Annotated in this window: 22 protein-coding genes and 1 tRNA gene; 15 read left to right on the top strand and 8 right to left on the bottom strand. The window is 68.0% G+C overall.

Annotated elements, in window-relative coordinates; translation table 11 throughout:
• Positions 1–50 precede the first annotated feature (50 nt).
• Positions 51–123 (bottom strand) — tRNA-Asp (locus tag WDJ58_RS00825).
• Positions 124–244: 121 nt separating this feature from the next.
• Here WDJ58_RS00825 and WDJ58_RS00820 point away from each other — a divergent pair.
• The 7 genes from WDJ58_RS00820 (at position 245) to WDJ58_RS00790 (ending at position 9,890) form a co-directional block, all read left to right on the top strand.
• Positions 245–1,393 carry a DUF3179 domain-containing protein gene (locus WDJ58_RS00820; protein ID WP_338915725.1) on the top strand — a complete coding sequence of 383 codons (1,149 nt, stop codon included), beginning with the start codon at positions 245–247 and terminating at the stop codon, positions 1,391–1,393.
• 180 nt (positions 1,394–1,573) lie between these two features.
• Complete coding sequence (locus tag WDJ58_RS00815; RefSeq protein ID WP_338915724.1) at positions 1,574–1,801, top strand: DNA-directed RNA polymerase subunit H; 228 nt, start codon at positions 1,574–1,576, stop codon at positions 1,799–1,801.
• Positions 1,801–3,363: a DNA-directed RNA polymerase subunit B'' gene (locus WDJ58_RS00810; protein ID WP_338915723.1), complete on the top strand. Its 1,563-nt coding sequence runs from the start codon at positions 1,801–1,803 to the stop codon at positions 3,361–3,363. The genes WDJ58_RS00815 and WDJ58_RS00810 overlap by 1 nt, the downstream gene beginning before the upstream one ends.
• Before the next feature lies 1 nt (position 3,364).
• A complete protein-coding gene (gene rpoB, locus WDJ58_RS00805) occupies positions 3,365–5,197 on the top strand; it encodes a DNA-directed RNA polymerase subunit B (RefSeq protein WP_338915722.1) in 1,833 nt (610 codons plus the stop codon).
• A 2-nt stretch (positions 5,198–5,199) separates the two neighbouring features.
• A complete protein-coding gene (locus tag WDJ58_RS00800) occupies positions 5,200–8,187 on the top strand; it encodes a DNA-directed RNA polymerase subunit A' (RefSeq protein WP_338915721.1) in 2,988 nt (995 codons plus the stop codon).
• Positions 8,180–9,439, top strand: coding sequence for a DNA-directed RNA polymerase subunit A'' (gene rpoA2 / locus WDJ58_RS00795; protein WP_338915720.1), 1,260 nt, complete (start codon positions 8,180–8,182; stop codon positions 9,437–9,439). The genes WDJ58_RS00800 and rpoA2 overlap by 8 nt, the downstream gene beginning before the upstream one ends.
• Before the next feature lie 25 nt (positions 9,440–9,464).
• The gene (locus WDJ58_RS00790; RefSeq protein ID WP_338915719.1) at positions 9,465–9,890 is read left to right on the top strand and encodes a NusA-like transcription termination signal-binding factor; all 426 of its coding nucleotides are present in this window, start codon (positions 9,465–9,467) and stop codon (positions 9,888–9,890) included.
• A 90-nt stretch (positions 9,891–9,980) separates the two neighbouring features.
• On the opposite strand, the gene WDJ58_RS00785 is transcribed toward WDJ58_RS00790, so the two are convergent.
• Positions 9,981–10,220, bottom strand: coding sequence for a hypothetical protein (locus WDJ58_RS00785; protein ID WP_338915718.1), 240 nt, complete (start codon positions 10,218–10,220; stop codon positions 9,981–9,983).
• A 327-nt stretch (positions 10,221–10,547) separates the two neighbouring features.
• Between WDJ58_RS00785 and WDJ58_RS00780 the strand changes: the two genes are divergently transcribed.
• The 4 genes from WDJ58_RS00780 to WDJ58_RS00765 all read left to right on the top strand — a co-directional run bounded on the left by WDJ58_RS00780 (position 10,548) and on the right by WDJ58_RS00765 (position 13,488).
• Positions 10,548–11,165 (top strand): HNH endonuclease, encoded by a 618-nt coding sequence (locus tag WDJ58_RS00780; protein WP_338915717.1) that lies wholly within the window; start codon positions 10,548–10,550, stop codon positions 11,163–11,165.
• Between the two features lie 461 nt (positions 11,166–11,626).
• Positions 11,627–12,055, top strand: coding sequence for a 30S ribosomal protein S12 (locus WDJ58_RS00775; protein WP_178289723.1), 429 nt, complete (start codon positions 11,627–11,629; stop codon positions 12,053–12,055).
• A complete protein-coding gene (locus WDJ58_RS00770; protein WP_338915716.1) occupies positions 12,052–12,702 on the top strand; it encodes a 30S ribosomal protein S7 in 651 nt (216 codons plus the stop codon). Before WDJ58_RS00775 ends, WDJ58_RS00770 begins: the two co-directional genes overlap by 4 nt.
• 216 nt (positions 12,703–12,918) lie before the next feature.
• Positions 12,919–13,488: a hypothetical protein gene (locus WDJ58_RS00765; protein WP_338915715.1), complete on the top strand. Its 570-nt coding sequence runs from the start codon at positions 12,919–12,921 to the stop codon at positions 13,486–13,488.
• Between the two features lie 165 nt (positions 13,489–13,653).
• Here WDJ58_RS00765 and WDJ58_RS00760 read toward each other — a convergent pair whose 3' ends face one another.
• The 3 genes from WDJ58_RS00760 to WDJ58_RS00750 are packed head-to-tail and all read right to left on the bottom strand — an operon-like array spanning position 13,654 to position 16,512.
• Entirely contained in the window at positions 13,654–14,976 is a 1,323-nt protein-coding gene (locus WDJ58_RS00760; RefSeq protein WP_338915714.1) for a nitroreductase/quinone reductase family protein, read from the bottom strand.
• Entirely contained in the window at positions 14,969–15,886 is a 918-nt protein-coding gene (locus tag WDJ58_RS00755) for an NmrA/HSCARG family protein (RefSeq protein WP_338915713.1), read from the bottom strand. The genes WDJ58_RS00760 and WDJ58_RS00755 overlap by 8 nt, the downstream gene beginning before the upstream one ends.
• Positions 15,883–16,512: an NAD(P)-dependent oxidoreductase gene (locus WDJ58_RS00750; protein ID WP_338915712.1), complete on the bottom strand. Its 630-nt coding sequence runs from the start codon at positions 16,510–16,512 to the stop codon at positions 15,883–15,885. The genes WDJ58_RS00755 and WDJ58_RS00750 overlap by 4 nt, the downstream gene beginning before the upstream one ends.
• 129 nt (positions 16,513–16,641) lie before the next feature.
• Between WDJ58_RS00750 and WDJ58_RS00745 the strand changes: the two genes are divergently transcribed.
• From WDJ58_RS00745 to WDJ58_RS00730, 4 genes are all read left to right on the top strand, one after another.
• On the top strand, positions 16,642–17,073 hold the full coding sequence (locus tag WDJ58_RS00745) for a winged helix-turn-helix transcriptional regulator (RefSeq protein WP_338915710.1): 432 nt from the start codon (positions 16,642–16,644) through the stop codon (positions 17,071–17,073).
• Positions 17,074–17,110: 37 nt separating this feature from the next.
• The gene (locus WDJ58_RS00740) at positions 17,111–18,217 is read left to right on the top strand and encodes an ATP-binding cassette domain-containing protein (RefSeq protein WP_338915709.1); all 1,107 of its coding nucleotides are present in this window, start codon (positions 17,111–17,113) and stop codon (positions 18,215–18,217) included.
• On the top strand, positions 18,214–19,089 hold the full coding sequence (locus WDJ58_RS00735) for an ABC transporter permease (RefSeq protein WP_338915708.1): 876 nt from the start codon (positions 18,214–18,216) through the stop codon (positions 19,087–19,089). Before WDJ58_RS00740 ends, WDJ58_RS00735 begins: the two co-directional genes overlap by 4 nt.
• 176 nt (positions 19,090–19,265) lie before the next feature.
• A complete protein-coding gene (locus WDJ58_RS00730; protein WP_338915707.1) occupies positions 19,266–20,624 on the top strand; it encodes a PQQ-dependent sugar dehydrogenase in 1,359 nt (452 codons plus the stop codon).
• Positions 20,625–20,961: 337 nt separating this feature from the next.
• Here the strand turns inward: WDJ58_RS00730 and WDJ58_RS00725 are convergent, their stop codons facing one another.
• The 3 genes from WDJ58_RS00725 to WDJ58_RS00715 all read right to left on the bottom strand — a co-directional run bounded on the left by WDJ58_RS00725 (position 20,962) and on the right by WDJ58_RS00715 (position 23,614).
• Positions 20,962–22,410 carry a hypothetical protein gene (locus WDJ58_RS00725; protein WP_338915706.1) on the bottom strand — a complete coding sequence of 483 codons (1,449 nt, stop codon included), beginning with the start codon at positions 22,408–22,410 and terminating at the stop codon, positions 20,962–20,964.
• Between the two features lie 4 nt (positions 22,411–22,414).
• Positions 22,415–23,230, bottom strand: a complete 816-nt coding sequence (locus WDJ58_RS00720) for an ABC transporter ATP-binding protein (protein ID WP_338915705.1) — start codon at positions 23,228–23,230, stop codon at positions 22,415–22,417.
• A gap of 72 nt (positions 23,231–23,302) precedes the next feature.
• Positions 23,303–23,614 carry a hypothetical protein gene (locus tag WDJ58_RS00715; RefSeq protein ID WP_338915704.1) on the bottom strand — a complete coding sequence of 104 codons (312 nt, stop codon included), beginning with the start codon at positions 23,612–23,614 and terminating at the stop codon, positions 23,303–23,305.
• Position 23,615: the final 1 nt, after the last annotated feature.

Raw genomic sequence — 23,615 nt, 5'->3', positions numbered from 1 at the left:
AGCACACACGACAGAGCCGCCGTGCTCACGGTTCAGTTCGCGTCAGAAAGCGCCCGAGGCGGGATTTGAACCCGCGTCACGACCGTGACAGGGTCGTATGATGGGCCACTACACCACCCGGGCACGCATCACCTTCTATCCCGGTTCGAGACTTAAGACTTTCCACATAGTCCACGCCGGCGGGCGTGTTCCCGTGGTGCACGACCGGACGCCCGTTATGAGGACGGTCCGCCTATACGTCCCCGTGCGACGCAGGGATCTCCTCGCGAGCCTCGGGCCGGTCGGAGTCGGCGGGTTGGCCGGCTGTCTGGGCTCCATCGGTGGCTCGTCCCTCGACTCCCCGAGCCCGAGCCCCACCGCCACGCCCCGGTCGGTGGCCACCGGATTCGGCGACGTAGACCTCCCGGTGAACGGCTCGGAGATCGAGACGCGGCTCCCGAAGGACGGCATCCCGGCGATCACCGACCCGGCGTTCGGCGAGGACTGGGGCGACTGGTCCGCCGTTCCCGCGGCGCACCGGCCCGACTCCTCTCCCGTGCTCGTCGACGAGGCCCCTGTGGTGGGGGTAGAACGCGACGGCGAGGCCCGCGCGTACCCGCTGCGGATCCTGGACCACCACGAGGTGGTCAACGACTCGTTCGGCGGGCCGCTGCTGGTCACCTACTGCCCGCTCTGTGGGAGCGCGGTGGTCGCCGTCCGAGAGGTCCGTGGCGAGGAGACGGTCTTCGGAGTCTCGGGGAAGCTCTGGCGGAACGACCTCGTCCTGTACGACGACGCGACGGGATCGCTGTGGTCCCAGCTGCTCGCGACGGCCATCCGGGGCCCAGCGACGGGCGAGACGTTCGAACTCGTACCGGCGTCGCTTTCGACCTGGGGCGAGTGGCGCGAGGTCCATCCCGGGACGCGAGTGCTCCTCCCTCCGCCCGGATCGGTGACGGTCGCCGGGCGCGAGTCGAGAGTCGACTACGACGAATCGAAGTACGATTACGAGGGGGAGACGCAGGTCGTCGGCTACGACGCGGCGGCGAGCTACACGCTCGTCGTCGGGGTCGTTCACGGCGGGGAGGCCGTTGCCTACCCGTTCCCTGCGGTTCGGGAGGCGGGAGTGGTGAACGACCGCGTGGGGGACCTCCCGGTGGTCGTCGCGACGACGCCCGGCGGGTCGCTGGTGGCTTACGACCGTACCGTCGAGGGGCGAACCCTCCGGTTTTCGGAGGCGGAGGAGCGTCATCTCCACGCCGACGGGTCGCGCTGGGAGCGGACGACCGGACGGGGAGTCGACGGCCCCCACGAGGGGGTGCGGCTGACCCGGGTGAACAGCCGGTCGCCGCTGTTCAGACGCGCGTGGGAGGACTTCCATCCCGAATCGCGGATCTGGCGTCCCTCCGGGTAGGGTAGCCCTGTGAATCGCCGTCACGTTTTTTATGTACTACGCCCTGGAAGCGGGTGTGCCGGCGGTCGTGGCCCGGACGGGCCGGGTAGCGGTAGCGTTCGTCGCCGGATTTAGTAACCCTTATGCGGTTCGCCCGATAACACGGCTGTAGTATCTCGTGACCGTTTCTTCAACACACACATGGTAGACGTAAGCCAACACGAACTCGTCCCCGAGCACACGCTCCTCGGCGAGGCCGAGGTCGAGGAGGTGCTCGCCGAGTACGACATCGAGCGTACCGACCTGCCCAAGCTCAAGCGGCGGGACCCGGCGGCACCCGACGGAGCCGAGGTGGGTGACGTCGTGAAGATCGTCCGTGACTCCCGGACCACGGATCGAGCGGTGGTGTATCGACTGGTGATCGACTGATGAACAGAGAGGATCGCCGCGCCATCTCGCGGCAGTACTTCTCGCGCGAACGGCTCGCCGAACACCACTTCCGGTCGTTCAACGCGTTCCTCGGGCGGGGGATGCAGGAGGTCGTCGACGAGAAGGAGACGATCGACACGGACATCGGCGACAAGGAGGGCCAGGAGCCGGTGTGGGTCGAACTCGGCGACGTCCGCATCACCACGCCCCGGGTCCGGGAGGCCGACGGCTCCGAGGAGCTGCTGTTCCCCCAGGAGGCACGGCTCAGGAACATCACCTACTCCGCGCCGGTGTTCATGGAGATGACCATCATGCGCGGCGGCGAGGAGGAGGAGGTCCACGTCGTCGACCAGTCCGAGACGAAGGTCGGCCGGATGCCGATCATGATCGGCTCGGACAAGTGCAACATCGCCGACTTCACCGACGAGGAGCTCATCGAGATCGGCGAGGACCCCGCCGACCCCGGTGGGTACTTCATCGTCAACGGCTCCGAGCGGGTGCTGATGACCAGCGAGGACCTCGCGCCGAACAAGATCCTCGCGGAGTACGACACCAAGTACGGCGACGAGATCCAGGTCGCCAAGACGTTCAGCCAGCGGCGGGGTTACCGGGCGCTCGTGCTCTGTGAGCGGACCCGCGACGGCCTGCTCGAGGTGTCGTTCCCCTCGGTGTCGGGCTCGATCAACTTCGTGACGCTCGTCCGTGCCCTCGGGCTCGAGTCCGACGAGGAGATCGTCCACCGGGTCAGCGACGACCCGGAGGTCGTGAAGTTCATGCTGGAGAACCTGGAGGCCGCGGAGGTCCAGACGACCCACGAGGCCATCGAGACGCTCGGCAAGCGGGTGGCGAGCGGCCAGGGGAAGAACTACCAGCTCAAGCGGGCGAACTACGTCATCGACCGCTACCTCCTGCCCCACCTCCACGAGGAGGGGATCGACGAGGAGGAGGTCCGCATCAACAAGGCGTACTACCTCTGCCGGATGGCCGAGGCGTGCTTCGAACTCGCGCTCGGACGGCGCGAGGCCGACGACAAGGACCACTACGCCAACAAGCGCCTGAAGGTGAGCGGGGACCTGATGAAGGACCTGTTCCGCACGGCGCTGAACAAGCTCTCCCGCGACGTGAAGTACCAGCTCGAGCGGGCGAACATGCGCAACCGCAAGCTCTCGGTCAACACGGTCGTCCGCTCGGACGTGCTGACCGAGCGCCTCGAACACCCCATCGCCACCGGGAACTGGGTGGGGGGTCGTTCGGGCGTCTCTCAGCTGGTCGACCGGACGGACTACATGGGCGTCCTCTCGCACCTGCGCCGGCTCCGCTCGCCGCTCTCGCGGAGCCAGCCGCACTTCGAGGCCCGCGACCTCCACGCGACCCAGTGGGGCCGAATCTGCCCCTCGGAGACGCCGGAGGGGCCGAACTGTGGCCTGGTGAAGAACTTCGCGCAGGCGATGGAGCTCTCACAGAACGTCGAGGACGACCGCGAGCTCAAGCGCGAGCTCGCGAACATGGGCGTCGAGGGCATCCCCGGGATCGAGACCGTGCAGCAGCCGGCGGACGACTAACATGAGTCAGGGACAACAGCGAGAAGCGAAAGTCTACGTCAACGGCAGCCTCGTCGGGACCCATCCGAACCCCGAACGGCTCGCCGACGACATCCGTACCGCCCGCCGCCGCGGCGAAGTGAGCGAGATGGTGAACGTCTCGGTGAGGGACCGGACCAACGAGGTCATCGTCAACGCCGACGCCGGTCGCGCCCGGCGGCCCCTGCTGGTCGTCGAGGACGGCGAGCCGCTCGTGACCGACGAGGAGGTCGAGGCCGTCCAGAACGGCGACCTCCAGTTCGAGGATCTCGTCGACCGGGGTCACATCGAGTTCATCGACGCCGAGGAGGAGGAGGACATCTACGTCGCCGTCGACGAGGAGGAGCTCACCCCCGATCACACCCACCTGGAGATCGACCCGCAGCTGATCTTCGGCATCGGTGCCGGGATGATCCCCTACCCGGAACACAACGCGAGCCCGCGCATCACGATGGGGTCGGGGATGATCAAGCAGTCGCTCGGGCTGCCGGCGGCGAACTACCGGATCCGCCCCGACACGCGACAGCACCTGCTCCACTACCCGCAGCTCTCGATGGTCAAGACCCAGACCACCGAGCAGATCGGCTACGACGACCGGCCGGCGGCGCAGAACTTCGTCGTCGCCGTCATGTCCTACGAGGGGTTCAACATCGAGGACGCGCTCGTGCTCAACAAGGGGTCGGTCGACCGGGCGCTCGCCCGCTCGCACTTCTTCCGGACCTACGAGGGCGAGGAGCGGCGCTACCCCGGCGGGCAGGAGGATCGCTTCGAGATCCCGGACGAGGACGTCCGCGGTGCCCGCGGCGAGGAGGCCTACACCCACCTCGACGAGGACGGCCTCGTCAACCCCGAGACGCAGGTCGGCGAGAACGACGTGCTCCTGGGCAAGACCTCCCCGCCGCGGTTCCTGGAGGAGCCCGACGACATGGGCGGTCTCAGCCCGCAGAAACGACGCGAGACCAGCGTGACGATGCGTTCCGGGGAATCGGGCGTCGTCGACACGGTGACCCTGATGGAGGGCGAGGACGGCTCGAAGCTCTCGAAGGTCTCCGTGCGCGACGAGCGCATCCCCGAACTGGGCGACAAGTTCGCCTCCCGGCACGGCCAGAAGGGGGTCGTCGGCCACATCGCCCCCCAGGAGGACATGCCGTTCACCGAGCAGGGCGTCGTGCCGGACCTCATCCTCAACCCGCACGCGCTCCCCTCGCGGATGACGGTCGGCCACGTCCTCGAGATGCTCGGCGGCAAGGTCGGCTCACTGGAAGGCCGCCGCGTCGACGGCACCGCCTTCACCGGCGAGGACGAGGAGAACCTCCGCTCGGCGCTCGAGGAACACGGGTTCAAGGATTCGGGCAAGGAGACGATGTACTCCGGGATCACCGGCGAGAAGGTCGACGCCGAGATCTTCGTCGGGACCATCTTCTACCAGAAGCTCTACCACATGGTCTCGAACAAGATCCACGCCCGCTCCCGGGGTCCGGTACAGGTGCTCACGCGCCAGCCCACCGAGGGTCGCGCCCGCGAAGGCGGCCTGCGCGTCGGTGAGATGGAGCGCGACGTGCTCATCGGGCACGGCGCGGCGATGGCGCTCAAAGAGCGGCTGCTCGACGAGTCCGACCGCGAGTTCATCCACGTCTGCGGGCAGTGCGGGATGACCGCCGTCGAGAACGTCGAGCAACGGCGCGTCTACTGTCCGAACTGCGGGGAGGAGACGGACGTCCACGAGGTGGAGATGTCCTACGCGTTCAAGCTCCTCCTCGACGAGATGAAGGCGCTCGGTATCGCCCCCAGGATCGACCTCGAGGACGCGGTGTAACTATGGCAGGACAATCACCCAAGGAGATCGGTGCCATCAGCTTCGGGCTGATGGACCCCGAGGAGTACCGAGAGATGTCGGCAACGAAAGTGATCACGGCCGACACCTACGACGACGACGGCTTCCCCATCGACATGGGACTGATGGACCCCCGGCTGGGCGTGATCGACCCGGGGCTGGAGTGCAAGACCTGCGGGAAGCACTCGGGGTCGTGCAACGGTCACTTCGGCCACATCGAACTCGCCGCGCCCGTCATCCACGTCGGGTTCGCGAAGCTCATCCGACGACTGCTCCGCGGTACGTGCCGGGAGTGCTCGCGGCTCTGTCTCACCGAGGACGAGAAGATGGAGTTCCGCGACCGGCTCACCCGGACCCGCCAGCTCGGCGAGGACCTCGACGACGTGACCAAGGCCGCCATCCGGCAGGCCCGCAAGGCCGACCGGTGTCCTCACTGCGGCGAGAAGCAGTACGACATCAACCACGAGAAGCCCACCACCTACTACGAGGTCCAGGAGGTGCTCGCCGCCGAGTACTCGAACATGATCGTGGCGGCGATGGAGGGACGGCCGCTCGAAGGCGAGGACGAGGCGGACGCCGAGGACCGCGAGCCGGTCGCGCCCTCCGAACTCGCCGAGCAGACCGGCATCGACCTCCCGCGCATCCAGGAGATCATGGCCGGTGACTTCCGGCCAGCCAAGGACGACCGCCAGGCCATCGAGAAGGCCCTCGACGTCGACCTGACCGAGGAGGACATGAACAAGCTGATGCCGAGCGACATCCGGGACTGGTTCGAGGACATCCCGGACGAGGACATCGAGACGCTGGGTATCAGCTCGGAGAAGTCCCGCCCGGAGTGGATGATACTCACCGTCCTCCCCGTCCCGCCGGTGACCGCGCGACCGTCGATCACGCTGGACAACGGCCAGCGCTCCGAGGACGACCTGACCCACAAGCTGGTCGACATCATCCGCATCAACCAGCGGTTCATGGAGAACCGCGAGGCCGGCGCGCCACAGCTGATCATCGAGGACCTCTGGGAACTGCTGCAGTACCACGTCACGACGTTCATGGACAACGAGATCTCGGGCACGCCGCCGGCCCGCCACCGATCGGGCCGGCCCCTCAAAACGCTCTCCCAGCGGCTGAAGGGCAAGGAGGGCCGCTTCCGGGGATCGCTCTCGGGCAAGCGCGTGAACTTCTCGGCTCGTACCGTGATCTCCCCGGACCCCACCCTCTCGCTGAACGAGGTCGGGGTCCCCTCGCGCGTGGCGACGGAGATGACCCAGACGATGATCGTCAACGAGCGGAACCTGGAGAACGCCCGCCGGTACGTCAGCGCGGGTCCCGAAACCCACCCCGGCGCGAACTACGTCCGACGGCCCGACGGCCGCCGGCTGAAGGTGACCGAGAAGAACTGCGAGGAGCTCGCGGAGAAGGTCGAGCCCGGCTGGGAGGTGGCCCGCCACCTCGTCGACGGCGACATCGTGATCTTCAACCGCCAGCCCTCGCTCCACCGGATGTCCATCATGGCCCACGAGGTGGTCGTGATGCCGTACAAGACGTTCCGGCTCAACACGGTGGTCTGCCCGCCGTACAACGCCGACTTCGACGGCGACGAGATGAACATGCACGCCCTCCAGAACGAGGAGGCGCGTGCGGAGGCCCGCGTGCTGATGCGGGTGCAGGAGCAGATCCTCTCGCCGCGGTTCGGCGAGAACATCATCGGGGCCATCCAGGACCACATCTCGGGGACCTACTTGCTGACCCACGAGAACCCGCAGTTCAACGAGACGCAGGCGCTCGACCTCCTGCGGGCGACGAGCATCGACGAACTGCCCGAGCCCGACGGGGTCGACGAGGACGGCCTGGAGTACTGGGAGGGCCGGAGCATCTTCTCCGAACTCCTTCCCGATGGACTGGACCTGGAGTTCACCTCCGAGGCGGGCGACACGGTCCTCATCGAGGACGGCGTGCTCGTCGAGGGGACCATCGACGAGGGTGCGGTCGGCGCGTTCGGCGGCGAGATCGTCGACAGCATCTGCAAGGTCTACTCGAACACGCGCGCCCGCCAGTTCATCAACGAGGTGGCGACGCTCGCGATGCGCTCGATCATGCACTTCGGGTTCTCGATCGGGATCGACGACGAGTCGATCGAGCCCGAGGCCGAGGAGCAGATCGACGGGGCCATCGAGGGGGCCTACGAACGGGTCGAGAAGCTCATCCAGTCCTACGAGGCAGACGAGCTGGAGTCGCTGCCCGGTCGGACCGTCGACGAGACCCTCGAGATGAAGATCATGCAGCAGCTCGGCAAGGCCCGCGACAGCGCGGGCGATATCGCCGAGGAGCACTTCGAGGAGGACAACCCGGCCGTGGTGATGGCCCAGTCGGGTGCCCGGGGATCGATGCTGAACCTCACGCAGATGGCCGGCTGTGTCGGCCAGCAGGCGGTCCGCGGCGAGCGGATCAACCGCGGCTACGAGGACCGCACGCTCAGCCACTACAAGCCGAACGACCTGAGCGCGGACGCCCACGGGTTCGTCGAGAACTCCTACCGTAACGGGCTCACCCCGCGGGAGTTCTTCTTCCACGCGATGGGTGGCCGCGAGGGGCTGGTGGACACGGCCGTCCGGACCTCGAAGTCCGGCTACCTCCAGCGCCGGCTCATCAACGCGCTCTCGGAACTGGAGACGCAGTACGACGGGACCGTCCGGGACACGTCCGACACGATCGTCCAGTTCGAGTTCGGCGAGGACGGCACCTCGCCGGTGCAGGTCTCCTCGAAGGCCGAGGAGCCAGCCGTCGACGTCGAGGCCATCGCCGACCGCATCCTCGACGAGGAGTTCGAGGACGCGGGCGAGCGGGCGGCGTTCCTCGACCGCAAGGAACTGGAGACGAACCTCTCCGAACACATGGACTCCTGGAAGTCGGTGCCCGCGGCGACCGGAACCGGAACCGGGACCGGGCCCGAGGAGGTTGAGTCGGATGACTGACGCCGAGATCGAGGCCATCGTCGAGGACGCGGACCTCCCACGGCGGCTGAAGGAGGAGGTCAAGGGGACACTCGCGGCGCGCGACGGCGTCACCCCGGAGCTGGCCGCGGACATCACCAAGGCCGTCGAGTCGAAGTACCTCGACACGCGGGTCGACCCGCTCGAACCCGTCGGGACCGTCTCGGCGCAGTCCATCGGCGAACCGGGAACCCAGATGACGATGAACACGTTCCACTACGCGGGCGTCGCGGAGATCGACGTCACGCAGGGGCTCCCCCGGCTCATCGAGCTGGTCGACGCCCGGAAGACCCCGGACACGCCGATGATGACCGTCCACATCGACGACGAGTTCATCGAGCGGCGGACGAGCGAGGAGGGCGAGGAGTACACCGAGCGCATGGCCGCCCACGAGGTCGTCTGGAACATCGAGGCGACGCGGGTGCTCGCGCTCGGGAACGTCTCGACGAACGTCGCGGACATGACCGTCAGGGTCGACCTGAACGAGGAGACGCTGCGCGAGCGGTGGCCGACGGTCGACTCGCTCTCGGAGGTCGTCGCGGAGATCGCCGAGACCGTCGAGTCGAACCTCGGCGTCGACACCGTCACGCCCGAGCCGACGGTCATCGAGTTCGGCCCGCCCGAGCCCTCCTACCGCGACCTCCTCCAACTGGTCGAGGAGCTCCGGGACATCGTGTTCAAGGGGATCGACGACGTCTCCCGCGTGGTCATCCGCAAGGAGGAGACCGAGCGTGGCGAGGAGTTCGTGCTCTACACCGAGGGGAGCGACTTCGGCGCGGTGCTCGACATCGAGGGCGTCGACGCCTCGCGGACGACGTGTAACAACATCCACGAGATACTCCGTAACCTCGGGATCGAGGCGGCCCGCGAGCGGATCATCGAGGAGACGATGAACACCCTCGAAGAGCAGGGGCTGGACGACGTGAACGTCCGGCACCTGATGCTCGTCGCGGACATCATGACCAACCGCGGGGAGATCGAGTCGATCGGCCGACACGGTATCTCCGGGAACAAGGAGTCGGTGCTCGCACGCGCGGCGTTCGAGGTGACGGTGAACCACCTGCTCGACGCCGCCATCCACGGCGAGGTGGACGACCTGAACGGCGTGGCGGAGAACGTCATCGTCGGCAAGCCGATCAAGCTCGGGACGGGCGACGTCGACCTGCGGATGGGCGCGCGCCGCCAGCCCGGCGAGGCGAAGCCCGAGACCGAGGCGGAGAGCGCCGACGACTGAGCGGGACAGGAGACACGGAGATCAGATGCGCGTCACCCTCTCGGACGAGGCCAGACAGTACATCGCGCTGTTCGAGGACGTCACCGACGTCGCGGCCCGGGACTGCATCGTCGACGAGGAGTTCGATCGCGTGGTCTTCCTCGTCCCCCCCGGGGAGATGGGTCAGGCCATCGGCCCGGGAGGTCGGCGCGTGAAGCGACTCGAAAAGCGGGTCGGCCGGTCGGTCGAACTCGTCGAGGACGCCGACCGGCCCGAGAATTTCGTGGCGAACGCGCTCGCGCCCGCGGCGGTGTACAACGTCACCGTAAGCGAGAACGATACGACCGTCGCGTACGTCGAGGTTGACCGCGAGGACACCGGCGTCGCCATCGGGGCCGACGGCCGGAACATCCGGCTGGCCCGCGAACTCGCCCGACGGCACTTCGCCATCGACGACGTCGAACTGACCTGACGACGTCGTCACCGTCGGTCCCCACCGGTGGGGGCGTAGCCATCACGGCGGGCGGGTTCTCGATCGGCTCTAACGTTCTCGTGCCCGGGGTTACTGTCGCTGTCGGAGCTGTGCGAGCAGGTCGCCGGCCACCCCGAGGAGGATGACCACCAGCATCAGCCCGCCGGTGCTGTAGAGCATCCCCACCAGAACGCCGGTGACGGAGGTCTCGGCGAGCGTCTGGGCGGCGAGGAACCCCAGGACGATGAGGCCGACGGCGACGGCCGCCAGCTTGAGGACGAAACTACTGACGGTGATCTCGACCCCGCCGCCGGCTTCGTTCGCGGCCATACACCGTCGTTTCAGTGGGACGCTTATCAAGGTTGACGGCATCATCCAAAGGGGTGCTTCTAGTGATCCCATCGTCTCTAGAGGGGAGAAAACAGTGCCAGCAAGTGGCTAAGTTGTTATAGAAAGTGGCTACGGTCAAACACTGTGACCCACCCATCAAAGATAGATTCGGGGCGGGTCCCATACTCCACCTGGCATGTGGTGGATGCGACTCCGCTGCGTGACTGGCGGGTCAGTTCTTGAGTTACTACATTTATTCTTACATCTTGAACCCCCAATTGCCTGTAGAAGTACGTTTTAGAGAATTAGGTCATTCCTTGGTCAACCGTGTCACAAGAATATCCCTCGGATTGGAGTTCTCGTAGGAAAAAAGTTTACCAGAGGGACAATTATTCTTGTCAAAATTGCGGGGAAAAAGGAGGTTCGCGGGGAAATGCAGAACTCCACGCCCATCACATAGTGCCGAAAAGTAAAGGCGGGACTCATCAGATTAGCAACCTACAGACGGTATGTAGCGGGTGTCATAAGGCCATTCATGGAAACTCAGTGGCACCAACTGGTGATCCTCAATCCACCAGTGAGAAAGAAGGAGACAAAATTGGTGAAAGATTATTTGTTTCTTTTTCGGTATCCAGTGCTACAGCGATTCCCATAGCCCATATATTCCAAGCTATTGATATTCAGGGAATTTGGATGATTCTCCCGCTATGCATTCCTTTTGTGAGTTCATTCGGTGTGTATCAAATGCTCTTCTGGGATAATCGAAGTATGAACAGAAAAATAAAATTCGTCCTTGTGATTATGCTCGTCGCAGGATACCTCTGGTTCTTCACGGTCGGCGTATTATCTTTTTTCATCGGAATAAATTCAATAACACTCATCCTCACTCTCTTCACCTATCCTGCCGCAGTATTTCTTGTATTTTTAGAGTATCAAATGTTGTAAGACCCACTTACGAAGCCTCCCCAAGACTGGGCCAGAGTAGAATTAAGAAATGTTTTGCTAACATGTCTGTGTAATTGTTAGAACCAGCGTGGCGGCTCATCCAATCCAACATATCCTCCGGGATGTCTCGTGGTGGTTTTATGTACCCACCTATCATTGAATGAGACGTAGATCCCTGAAAACGGGCGTTTCGAGCGGACTTCTACAAAGTCTTTAAACAAAAATTGTAGTGGGCCATCATACGACCCTGCCACGATCGGGACGTGGATCAACTCTGATCTGGGCGCTTTGTTTGAAGAATCGACGTATTGGCTCTTGATGCTCCTATGCGGCACGATCCCGAGAGCCACGGCTGACACTACCCTCGACGACCGTGAGACGCCGTGACGGTCGGTTACGGGGCCGACGGGGGGAGCCGAAAAGGGACGCTTAAGTAGCTCCGTCGGGAAAAGGGCTACACTATGGCGAACGGCAAGTACGCCGCGCGGAAACTCAAGAAGGACCGCCAAAAGCACCGGTGGTCCGACTCGGATTACGCGCGACGCGCCCGCGGGCTCGGCAAGAAGTCCGACCCGCTCGAGGGCGCCCCGCAGGGTCGTGGCATCGTTCTGGAGAAGGTCGGCATCGAGGCCAAACAGCCGAACTCGGCCATCCGGAAGTGCGTCCGGGTCCAGCTCATCAAGAACGGCAAGCAGGTGACGGCGTTCTGCCCCGGCGACGGCGCGATCTCGTTCATCGACGAACACGACGAGGTCACCATCGCCGGTATCGGCGGCGCGAAGGGCCGCGCGATGGGCGACCTCTCCGGTGTCAACTACAAGGTCGAGAAGGTGAACGGCGTCTCCCTGATCGAACTCGTCCGCGGGAACGCGGAGAAGCCAGTCCGATGAGCGAGTCCGAGTCCGAATCCGAACCCGAGCAGGACCCCGAGTCCGAGGCTCCCGAGCCGGACGCCCCCGTCGACGAGGAGGAGGCGACCGAGCGGGCGCTCCTCTTCGGGGTCTGGGACGTCTCCGACATCGAGTACCGTGACCCCTCCACGAAGCGGTACATCACCGTCACGCCGGTCGCGCACACGATGGGCCGCCACGCGGACAAGCAGTTCAAGAAGTCCGAGATCAGCGTCGTCGAGCGGCTCATCAACCGGCTGATGCAGACCGACGAGAACACGGGCAAGAAGCAGCTCGCGACCCGCATCGTCCGCGACGCCTTCGAGATCGTCCACGAGCGGACCGAGGAGAACCCGGTACAGGTGCTCGTCCGCGCGGTCGAGAACAGCGGTCCCCGCGAGGAGACCGTCCGGCTGAAGTACGGGGGTATCTCCGTCCCGAAGGCCGTGGACGTCGCCCCACAGCGCCGGGTCGACCAGGCGCTCAAGTTCCTCGCCCAGGGTACCCGCTCGGCGTCGCACAAGACGACCACCACCGCGGCCGAGGCGCTCGCCCGCCAGCTCGTCGGTGCCGCCGACTACGACCTCCAGACGTACGCCATCTCCCAGAAGGAGGAGAAGGAGCGCGTCGCCGCCGCCGCGCGGTAGTCGACTCTCCCGCGCTCTCGCTACGCCTCGTTTCTCGTTTCTCGTCTCTCCCCTTTCCCCTCTCCCCTCTCGTCTCCCGTCTGCTCCCCGGCCCGTCCGATTTCTCCCTCTCCACCGACCGAGGGGCCCGCCGGGCCACACACGATCGAGCGTGGCGTCGGCACCCCTTGCCGACGCCGGGTCGTACTTTTTCCAGCCGCCGGTACGAGGTGGTACATGGAGCTCTCCGAGCCGCTGCTCGAGGAAGCGGGCGACCAGAGCGAGTACGGCCGACCGCACGATTTCGTCTCGATCGCCGAACGGTTCGCGCCGGGTGACGAGCCGGGTGCCCCCCGCGAGTGGTTGCTCGCGCACGTCGAGGCTCTCACGGAGGAGAGCGGCTACGACGAGGAAGCGTTCCGCACCTCCCTTGCCGAGGTCACCACCGACTCCGAGACGTGGGTCGACGACCGGGCGGTCTACGAGGTGGGAGGGGACCGGTTGAGCGCCTACCCGCCGGCCTGGCACGAGACGATCGGGGGGTCGACCTCGCTCGTCGAGATCGTCCGGTACCTGCTCGACGAGAGCAACTATCAGCCGATAACCGGCGGTGCGGGCGACGGGGTGACCGAACGGGACCTGTTCGACGTCGCCTCGGCCGTCGGGGGGTTCACGAGGGAGGAGGCGAAGGCCGCGCTGGAGGAGTGCCGGGAGGACGGAACCCTCGCCGAGGACGCCGACCAGCACCCCCGGGCGAAGGTCTACCCGCCGGAGTCGGACGTCGAGCCCGACGCACGACCGGAGTGAACGGCGGACGGACGAGCCCCTTCACTCCGGGAAGAGGCCGTTCCCCGATCCGTCGTCTCCCGTCGATCTCGCGCCTCCTGTGGGGGAGGGTCCCGCTCTCCGGGCTAGCCGACGGTCGGCCGCGCCGCCCCGAGGGGACGCCGACCGTCCCCGGCCCACACCGGGTCAATCGAGGTCGATCATCACCAGCCTGATCTCCTCGGCCGCGACGTCACGGAGTCGGTCGTGGGTCGGCAGGCCCTCGTCGGTGAGACGGACGCCGAGACGGGTCGCGTACCGGCGGCCGTGCCGGTCGATGGCGTCCGCGAGGTACCCGGCCACCTCGTCGGGATCGGTCACGACCCGGGCACGCCCCCGTCGGCGTTCGCCCCGGAGGACGACCTCGACGGTCGCGTCCTCCCGAACGTTCCGCCACCAGTTCGTGTGGTGGGTCGTCACGAACAGTCGGTCACCGCGGCGCTCGTATCCGACGGGGAACGTGTACTCGGTCCCGGTCCGTCGGCCGGTGACCGTCAGCAGCAGGAGCGACCCGGAGACGACCGGGTGGAGCGGCGAGCGGAGCAGTCGCGCCAGGAGGGGGTTCGCGACCCGGAGCAGACGTTCGGGCGGACGGTCGACGAGTTCGACTCCCGGCTCCCGAGCACCACCGTCTCGAGTCCACATCACCCGTCGATCCTCGACGTACTCGGCGATCGATCGGGACTCGCGGTCGAGCACCGAACGGACGTCGTCCGTCACCCGGTCGGAGAGTCCGAGCCGGGCGGCGGTGTAGAGGCCGCCCTCGACGGCGACGCGAGTCGGCGCTACCCCCTCCCGGTAGCGACGCCACGCGTACTGGACGAGCGAGGGGCGGGTGTAGCGGACCTCGTGATCCAGTCCCGCCGAGAGGACGACGGCGACGTCGTGAAACGAGACCGCCTCCGGGCCGGTGAGGTCGTACGCACACCCCTCGTGACCGCCGAGGAGCGCCTCGGCGGCGACCGCCGCGACATCGCGGGCGTCGACCACCCCCAGTCGTCCGTTCCCGGCGGGGACCGCGAGTTCGCCCCGCCGTATCTCCGCCCGGTGGACCGTCTCGAGGTTCTGCGCGAAGTACGCCGCCCGGAGGAAGGTCCAGTCGAGTCCGGACCGTTCGAGCCGCCGTTCGACGCGACGGTGCGGGAGGAACGGGGCGCGTTCGGCACCGAGCACCGAGAGGAGGACCACCCGCTGAACGCCGCGGTCCTCGGCGGCGTCGACGACCGGGAAGAGGTCCCGCTCGACGTTCCCGATCGCGGGGGGACGAATCAGGTAGACGGCGTCGACCTCGCCGAGCGCACCGTACGAGCCGGGGTCGGTGGCGTCGAACCGGACCGGTTCCCCGGGCCCGCCGTAGCCGTCGGGCTCGCGGGTCGCCGCGAGCACCCTGACGTCGTGGTTCGAGAGCACCTCGACGACCGCCGAGCCCGTCGTTCCCGTCGCGCCGGTGACGAGGACGCGCTCAGTCACGGTCCGTCGCTTCCCGTCTCGCTCCGGGCCGTGTGGCACCGTCAGCCCTGGTCGGCGATTCGGGGATCCCGGCGGTCCACTCCTGCTGGAGGTACTCGCGGAGCGTCGCGGGACGGAAGTCGAACGCCTCGCGGAGCCGGTCCGTGTCCGTCGGGTGGGGTTCGCTCTGCCACTCGATGAACCGCCGGAACGAGTCGGGCGCGCCGAGTCGTTCGACGAACGCCGCCGGAGTGATCCGAACCGGTTCTACCTCGCGTCCGAGGACGTCCGCGAACGCCGCGGCCAGTTCCTCCAGCGTGAGCGCGTCCCCGGCGAGTTCGAACGTCTCCCCGACGAACCGGTCGGGGTCGGCGAACGCCCGGGCCGCCAGCCGACCGACGTCGCGGGGATCGACCAGCGCGAGCTGCGCGCCCCCGGCGAGCGGGTACGGGAACCGGCCCTCCCGTATCGCCGGGGCCTGCATCCGGAGGTTCGACGTGAAGGTGTGCGGCCGGAGCACCGTCGCCGGCACGCCCGACTCCCGGAGGTAGTCCTCGACGTCCGCCTTCGTGTCGACGTGCGGGATGCCGGGACGGTCGTCGCAGTTCCCGCCCGTGCTCACGACGAGGTGGGTGACGCCGGCCCCGCGTGCCGCGTCGACGACGTTCCGACCGTACGTCGCCTCCCGGTCGCCGCCGAAACTGGGGTAGAACACGCCGCCGACACCCTCGAGACTCCGGGCGAGGCCCGACGGATCGGCGAGGTCGCCCTCGACGAGTTCGACCCCGCGGGCCGCGAGCGCCCGGGCCCGTTCGCCGGTCGCATCGCGGGTCAGCCCCCGGACCTCGAACTCGCCGTACTCGCCGTCGAGCAACGCGTCGATCACGCTCCCGCCCTGGGTACCCGTGGCCCCGACGACCAGTACTCTCATTCGGGACCGACCTTCGGCATCCCGCCGACGTACAGCTCCTCCTCGATACACTCCAGACAGAACGCGGCCACGTCGGCCCGGGAGACGGACTCGAAGCCGAGGTCGATGTCGCCGGCGCGGTAGCCCGTCGGCTCGCCCTCGGTGAGCCGTGGTGCCCGGACGACGGTCCAGTCGAGATCCGTCACCCGGACCCGTCGGACGTGTTCCTCGGCGTCGGCCAGCACCTCCCGGGCGAGCAGTTTGAGGAGACCGCCCATCACCCGGCCGCTGATCGATGGCGACTCGCCCTCCTCCCTGACGCCCGCGCCGACGAGCGTGACGTACCGGTCGACGCCGTGCCCGGCCATGGCCGTCGTGACGTGCTCGCCGGCGACGGTCAGCAGGTCGTCGGGGCTCCCCTCTCCCTGCCCGAGGAGACTGACGACCGCGTCGGCACCCGCGACGGCCTCCTCGACGCCCTCGTCGGTGTACACGTCCCCTTCGACGACGGTCAGGCGGTCGTGGTCGTCGAGCGGGAGCTTCTCCGGTGAACGGAGGTGTGCGACGACCTCGTGGCCAGCTTCGAGCGCCAGTCGGACGAACGGGACGCCGGTCCGGCCCGTCGCCCCGAAGACGGTGATTCGCATGGCCGACCGTACGCTCCCTCGGTGCATATACTATCTACTTCGAAGTATCGAAGCATCGGGGTCAACGAGTCCTCTGAATCAACGATTCGATTCTGCAAGTATAAGATCCTTCGCCACGTAGAGTCGGTCGTGAGACGGGAGTCGAGGGACCGGCCGCCGGCCGTGGAGGCCCCGCCGTCGGACTGCGGCCCGGAAGCGGCGAAGGCGCGGCGTGACGCGCTCTCGCCGACCGAGCGCGAGCGGGTCGAGCGGACCGTCTCGGACCTGCTCGGGCTCCTGGGCCGCGCCCACACGATGGCGGTGCTGAAGGAGTTCGCCTTCGCGGGCGAGCCCCTGCGGTTCTCCGAACTCGAGGAGCGCCTGGGGACGCCGCCGAACACGCTCTCCGAGCGACTGAAGGAACTGACCGAGGCGGGGTTGCTCACCCGGCGGGCCTACGACGAGGTCCCGCCCCGGGTCGAGTACGAGACGACGCCGAAGGCGCGGGCGCTGTTCCCCGCCTTCGGCCACTTCTACCGGTGGGCCGAGGACCACGACCTCGACTCCGGGGTCGAGCGGTGACCGCGCCGGCCGCCGGCGTGACGGCGACGACCACAGCATGAGTCAGAATCAGGACCGGAACGCGCGAGCGACGCGGAACGGAAGCGACGTCGTCGGTGCCGGAGGCGTCGAGGGTGACGGGGACGACGGGGGTGATGGGCCGTACGCCGTCGACGCCGAGGGCGTCGAAGTGACCTACGCCGACGGGACCGAGGCCGTCCGGGGAGTGGACCTCCGGATCCCTCGCGGGGAGTTCTTCGGGTTTCTGGGCCCGAACGGGGCGGGGAAGACGACGACGATCAAGACGCTGACGACGCTGTTGCGGCCGACGGGCGGCCGAGTGACCGTCAACGGGTTCGACGTCGGCGCGGCGGCGCGAGCCGTCCGGGGGACCATCGGGTACATGGCCCAGGAGACGAGCATCGACCCGGAGCTGACGGCCCGCGAGAACCTCCGGTTCGCCTGCGAGGCGTACGGCGTCCCCCGCGCCGACCGGGACGAACGCATCGCCGAACTGCTCGATCTGGTCGATCTGGCGGACGTCGCCGACAAGCGCGCCGAGGGGTTCTCCGGTGGGATGCGAAAGCGGCTCGACTCGGCGACTGCGCTGGTCCACGACCCGCCGCTGGTGTTCCTCGACGAGCCGACGACCGGGCTGGACCCGAAGGCCCGGAATCGGCTCTGGGAGTACTTCCGGGAGATAAACGACGCCGGGACGACGGTGTTCCTCACGACCCAGTACCTGGAGGAGGCCGACCAGCTCTGTGACCGCCTCGCGGTCATCCTCGACGGGCGCATCGTCGAGACGGGTTCGCCCGCGGAGCTGAAACGACGCGTCGGGGGGGAGGTCCTCGAGGTCGCTCTCGCGGGCGGGGCGGATGCGAGCGAGCGGGCGGTCGAGGTCGCCCGCGAGTCGGGACTGTTCGAGGCCGAGGCGTCGGTCGAGCCGACCGCCGAGGGGATCAGCGTCACTTCACGGCGGGCCCGCGAGCGTGGGACGGACCTCCTCGTCGCGCTCCGCGACGCGGGCCTGGAGGTGGTCGGGTTCAACGTCCGCGCGCCGACGCTCGACGACGTGTTCCTCGCCATCACCGGCGAGCACGTCGACCTCGACGCGGAGGCGGCGTCCGATGGAGTCAGTGGCGGGATGGAGGTGACCGAGTGAGCGCACCCGCCGAACCGGGCAACGTGAGGGTCGACGAGGCCGACCGCTCGTCGAACTCGTTCCTCGGCGACGTCTGGGTGAACTACAAGCGGTGGAACCTGAAGGCGGTCCGCAACCCGTTCGTGCTCGTGGTGTCGCTGGTCCAGCCGGTCATCTTCCTCGTGCTGTTCACACAGGTGTTCGGCGGGGTGGTCGAGGGGGCGCTCGGCGCGCCCGGACTCAGCTACGAGACCTACCTCGCGCCGGCCATCGCGATCCAGGTCGCGCTCGCGGCCGCGGTCACCTCCGGTGTCGGCCTCGTCAACGACATCGAGAACGGGATGTTCGAGAAGGTGCTCGTGAGCCCGATGAGCCGGGCGGCGGTCTTCCTCGGGAAGACGCTCGCGGAACTCTCCCGGATCGCCGTCCAGATCGCCATCGTCCTCGCGCTGAGCGTCGCGCTCGGTGCCGAGATCGCCACGGGGCTCGTGGGCGCGCTCGGCATCGTCGGCGTCGGCGTGCTGTTCTCGGTGTGGTTCGCGGCGTTCTCGAACGCGCTGGCGCTCCTGACCCGCGACCAGGAGTCGACCATCATCGGGGCGAACCTGCTGCAGTTCCCGCTCCTGTTCCTCTCGAGCGCGTTCATCCCACTTGAGCGGCTCCCCGGCTGGATCCAGGCGTTCGCGGCGGTCAACCCCGTCACCTACGGCGTCGACGCCGCCCGTGCCCTCATCCTCGGGACGGACGTCATCACGGTCGTCGACGTCCCCGGGGTCGAGGGCGTCCTGCACACGCTGGTCCCCGCCCTGGCGGTGCTCGTCGCGCTCGACCTCGTGCTGGGCGGGGTCGCGGTCTACCTGCTGTCCCGGGCGTCGAGTTCGGCCGTCAGGTGAATGGGGTCCCGCGTCCCGGCGGACGGACCGCCTCTCCCGTTACGCACGAGGCCGCCGACGTCGGGCACCCCGTGCCGACCCCAATCGTTCGGACCCCGCCGAGAGTCCGGGCGGGTTTCCCGCAAGCCGACGGGCGTATCACCAAGTTTTCATCCGGTGGGTCCCGAACACGAGCCATGAGAGGGCCCTCCCCGACGCGCCGCGAACTCCTCGCCGCGCTCGGCACGGGTGCGACCGCGACCGGGCTCGCCGGCTGTACGGGGTACGTCGGCGGCGACACGAGAACGCCGACGGCCACGGCTACGGCCACGCCGGAGGCCAGCGACGAACTGGAGTCGTGGTCGAGGTACGGCCCCGACTGGGAGGCACCGACCGACTCGCCGCTGCAGGGGGTCTCCTTCGAGCCGATCGTCACGAAGCTGAAGGTGCCGTGGGACTTCGCGTTCGCGCCGAACGACGACCTGTTCGTCACCGAGCGGGTCGGACGTATCCTCCGGGTCGAGAACGGGGTGGCGGACGTCGTCGCCGAGCCGGAGGCGGTGGTCGACGCCTCGGCCATCGACCCCGGCGACGAGGGGGGCTGGTGGTCGACCGGCGGCGAGGACGGCCTGCTCGGGGTCGCCGTCCACCCTGCCTACCCCGACCAGCCGTACGTCTACGCCTACTACACCTACCGGGACGAGGAGGCACCGGCGGGCCAGTACAACCGCGTCGTCCGCTACGACGTGACCGCCGAGGACGTCGCCGGCACGGAGGAGATCGTCGTCGACGAGATCCCCGCCGAGCAGTACCACAACGGCGGGCGGCTCGCGTTCGGCCCCCGCGACTACCTCTGGGTGACCTGCGGCGACGGCGGCCAGCCGGAGAAGTCGACCGACCCCTCGTTTCTCGGCGGCAAGGTGCTCAGGGTACAGCCGAGCGGCGAGGCCGCACCCGAGAACCCGGAGTGGGACGGGGGCGACCCCCGCGTGTTCACCATCGGTCACCGGAACCCCCAGGGGGTGACGTGGCTCCCCGACGGGACGCCCGTCGTCACCGAACACGGCCCGGGGGGTCGCGACGAGGTGAACGTCCTCGAGGCCGGGGCGAACTACGGGTGGCCCGACGCCCGGAGAGCCGACGGGTACCGGGGGACCGACTTCCACCGGCCGGTCGTCAACACGGGCAACCGGACCTGGGCACCGACCGGCTGCGTGTTCTACACCGGCGACGCCGTCCCGGCCTGGCGGAACCGTCTGATGATCGGGGCGCTGCGCGGACAGCACGTCAACGCGGTGACGCTCTCGCCGCCGGAAACCGACCTCCCGCCGATGGACGGCGGGGATGCCCGTCGGTTCGACGCCGACTGGCTGGACCCGCGGTTCGTCGCCACCTCGCACAAGCTGTTCCGGAACGAACTCGGACGGGTGCGCTGTATCGGTCAGGGCCCGGACGGGAACGCCTACGGGATCACCTCGAACCGCGACGGACGTGCCGAAGGCGAGGCGTTCCCCCGCGAGGAGGACGACGTGCTCGTCAGGTTCGTCCAGAACTGATCCGGCCCCGGATCGACTCGGGTCGCGTCCGACGCGCGACCGGCGGTCTCCCGGCCACCGAAACGGTCTCAGAACGGATAGATGGGCTGGGCGCGTCATCTCCTGCCGACGCAGAGGGCTCTATCTGTCGTCTGTCGCTGACTCAATCCGTGTCACGTGGCCACCTTTTATACCGACGCCGGAACAGGTCAGGATAGCCGGCGGCGGGGTGGGTCGGGTGCCATCGCGATGTCCTCCGTTCTGCCGGCACGGTCTACTTCCCCGAGCGACGCGAACGTCGCCCGCCGGCCTGTCGCCGACGGTCGGCGGTCGCGCCCCCGGGGTGGATGGAATCGGGTCAGTCCGCGTCCGAGCCCTCGCGAGCGACGGCGGCCCACCGCGGTCCGGCCCGGCGGTAGAACAGCACTCCGATAGCCCCGGCGATTCCCGAGACGGCGACAGCCACGACGGAGAGGCGGAGGGGTGCGAGCGGGAGCGCGATGGCGAGTATCACGAGCGGGACGAGAACGGCCATCGTCGCGGCGGTGAACAGCGCGAACGTGGGCGTGTCGAACAGGAGTTCGGTGGGCGAGAACCCGGCGACGTAACCCGTGACGCCGAAGACGTAGAGCGAGAGCGGGGCGAAGACGGCGACGCCGACGAGCATCGAGCGGAGCCCGAACAGCCAGCCGCCGAGCGCGAGGTAGGCGAGGCCGACGGGGAGCGCGAGCAGGCAGAACGCGACGAGTTTCGCGCGGAAGACGTCTTCGAGCGCCACCGGGTAGCGCCGGTAGAACCGCTCGTCCTCGAACTGGAACAGCCAGTTGTAGGTGGTGAACGTGCCGAGCGCGAGTATCGTCGCCATCGTCAGCCCGGGGGCCGGGCGAACGGGGACGACCTCGGGGAGGTAGGTGAGCAGGACGGCGAGGACGGCGAAGACGAGCCCCTGTGAGAACGCGAGCTTCCACATCCCGCCGGAGGACCGCGAGACGTCGAGCAGCGACTTCGAGAGCGCACCCTCCCCGTCGAGCCGTCCCAGTCGCCGGTGGAGCGGCCCGAACCGGTCCGGGACCGACCGGGAGACCGACCGGCCGTCGAACTGGAACAGGGCGGTCCCGCACGCGACGAGCGCGATCGGGAGGACGAGGCTCCCGGCGGCGGCGAGGAGCGTGGGCCGGACCCAGAGGCCGTAGGGGGTCACGGAGACCAGCAGGTCCCCGCGGAGGAGGAGTCCGGCCACGAGCGCACCCGCGAGAGCGAACGTCGCCGGTCGCGAGCGGGTGGAGACGCCGACGAGGGCGAGCGACGCGCCGACGCCGAGCGCGAACATCCCGGCGGTCGTCAGAAGGAGGAGCGGTAGCCGCGAGAGCGCCACCGCACCGACGTGGACCAGCGGGAGGACGCCGACGACGAGCGGGAGGACGAACAGGACGGCGTAGAAGAGGACGTCCTTGAGGACGAACGCGACGACGAGCCGTTCGGGGGTGATCGGGAGGGTTCGCGCGGCGTAGATGAGCAGCGTCGTGTCCCCGAGGAAGTCCTCCACGGCGTCGCGTCCGACGAGTCCGACGGTGCCGACCTGCAGACCGAGGACGGCGACGACGAGGTGGAGTCCCGAGAGCAGCAGGGAGGTGTCCGCGCCGCCGAGCGAGAAGAACGCGGTCGTTCCGGCGGCGACGAGCGCGACGAAGCCCGGGAAGGCGGCGAACCGTCGGCCGCCGAACCGGCTGGCGTGGAGCCGCCACTCCTCGCGGACGAGCCGTTCGAACAGGTAGCGGTAGGGGAGTCGCCGGGCCGCCGTGCCCATCGTCTCAGTCCCCCCCGCTCCCGCCGGCACCGGGCACGGCGGGGTCGCTCGCGAGCCCGGCGGCCGTCGCCGCCCGCTCGTCCATCCCCGTACCGGTGTCGGCGTCGACGGCGGTGAAGAACCGGTCGAGCAGCGACTCGCCCGAGCCGAGCGTCCGGGGGTCGACCTCCGAGAGCAGCCGTCCGCGGTTGACGATCCCCACCCGGGTACAGATCTCCTCGGCGGTGCCGATGAAGTGCGTCGAGAGGAACAGCGTGTTGCCCGCCTCGCGGTAGGTCCGGAAGAACCGCTTGACCCGCTCCTGCATGATCGGGTCGAGGTTGGTGAGCGGTTCGTCGATGAACACCACGTCGGGTTCGTGGAGGAACGCCTGCGTGACGAGGACCTTCTGTCGCTCGCCCTGCGAGAGGTCCGTACAGAGGGTGTCGAGCTTCGGCCGGAACTCCAGGCGGTCGGCCCACGACTCGACGGCCGTCTCCACGACGTCGTCGGGGAGCCCGCGTGTAACCCCGACGAAGTCGAAGTACTCCCGTACCGTCAGAAAAGAGGGTGGACGGCCGTTCTCCGGGAGGATGCCGACCGCGGCGCGTGCCTCGACCGGGTCGGCCACGGGATCGATACCGGCGACGCGGGCCGACCCCGAGTCGGGTCTCAACTGACCCGTGAGGACGTTTATCGTGGTCGACTTGCCGGCCCCGTTCGGGCCGAGGAAGCCGTAGAGTTCGCCGCGGGGGACCGAGAGCGAGAGGGCGTCGAGGGCGGTGACCTCGCCGTATCGCTTGGTCAACTCGCTCGTCTCGACGGCCGGTCCGGCTGTCATGACCGGGAGGGACGCGTCTCCCCGACGTGAAAACTCACCCCGGCACACCGCTCGAAACGCGGGTCCGGACGTTCAGGTCTCGATCTCGACGGGCTCGGCGTCGACGCCGAGCCGGGGGCTCCGGTCCCGGAACCGCCGGAACGCGGCGTAGCCGACCGCGACGCCGGCCACGACGAGGACGGGAGTGAACCGGGCGAATCTGCCCGCCCGCCCGCCTCCACTCGTCCCGTTCCCGTTCGCCCCGCTATCGCCGGCTCCGGTGACGACCGTCGTCCCCTCGGTCATCCGTTCCCCCTTCGCCCGCTTGCCTCGCACCGGCTCACCGATCGTCGCCGGGCCGAACTGCGCGCCGTCCAGGTTTATTTCGAAGAGCGTGATATCCACG

This window comes from Salinirubellus litoreus (assembly GCF_037335815.1).
GTDB classification, from domain to species: Archaea; Halobacteriota; Halobacteria; order Halobacteriales; family Haloarculaceae; genus Salinirubellus; species Salinirubellus litoreus.
This window is presented reverse-complemented; position numbering and strand designations above follow the sequence as displayed.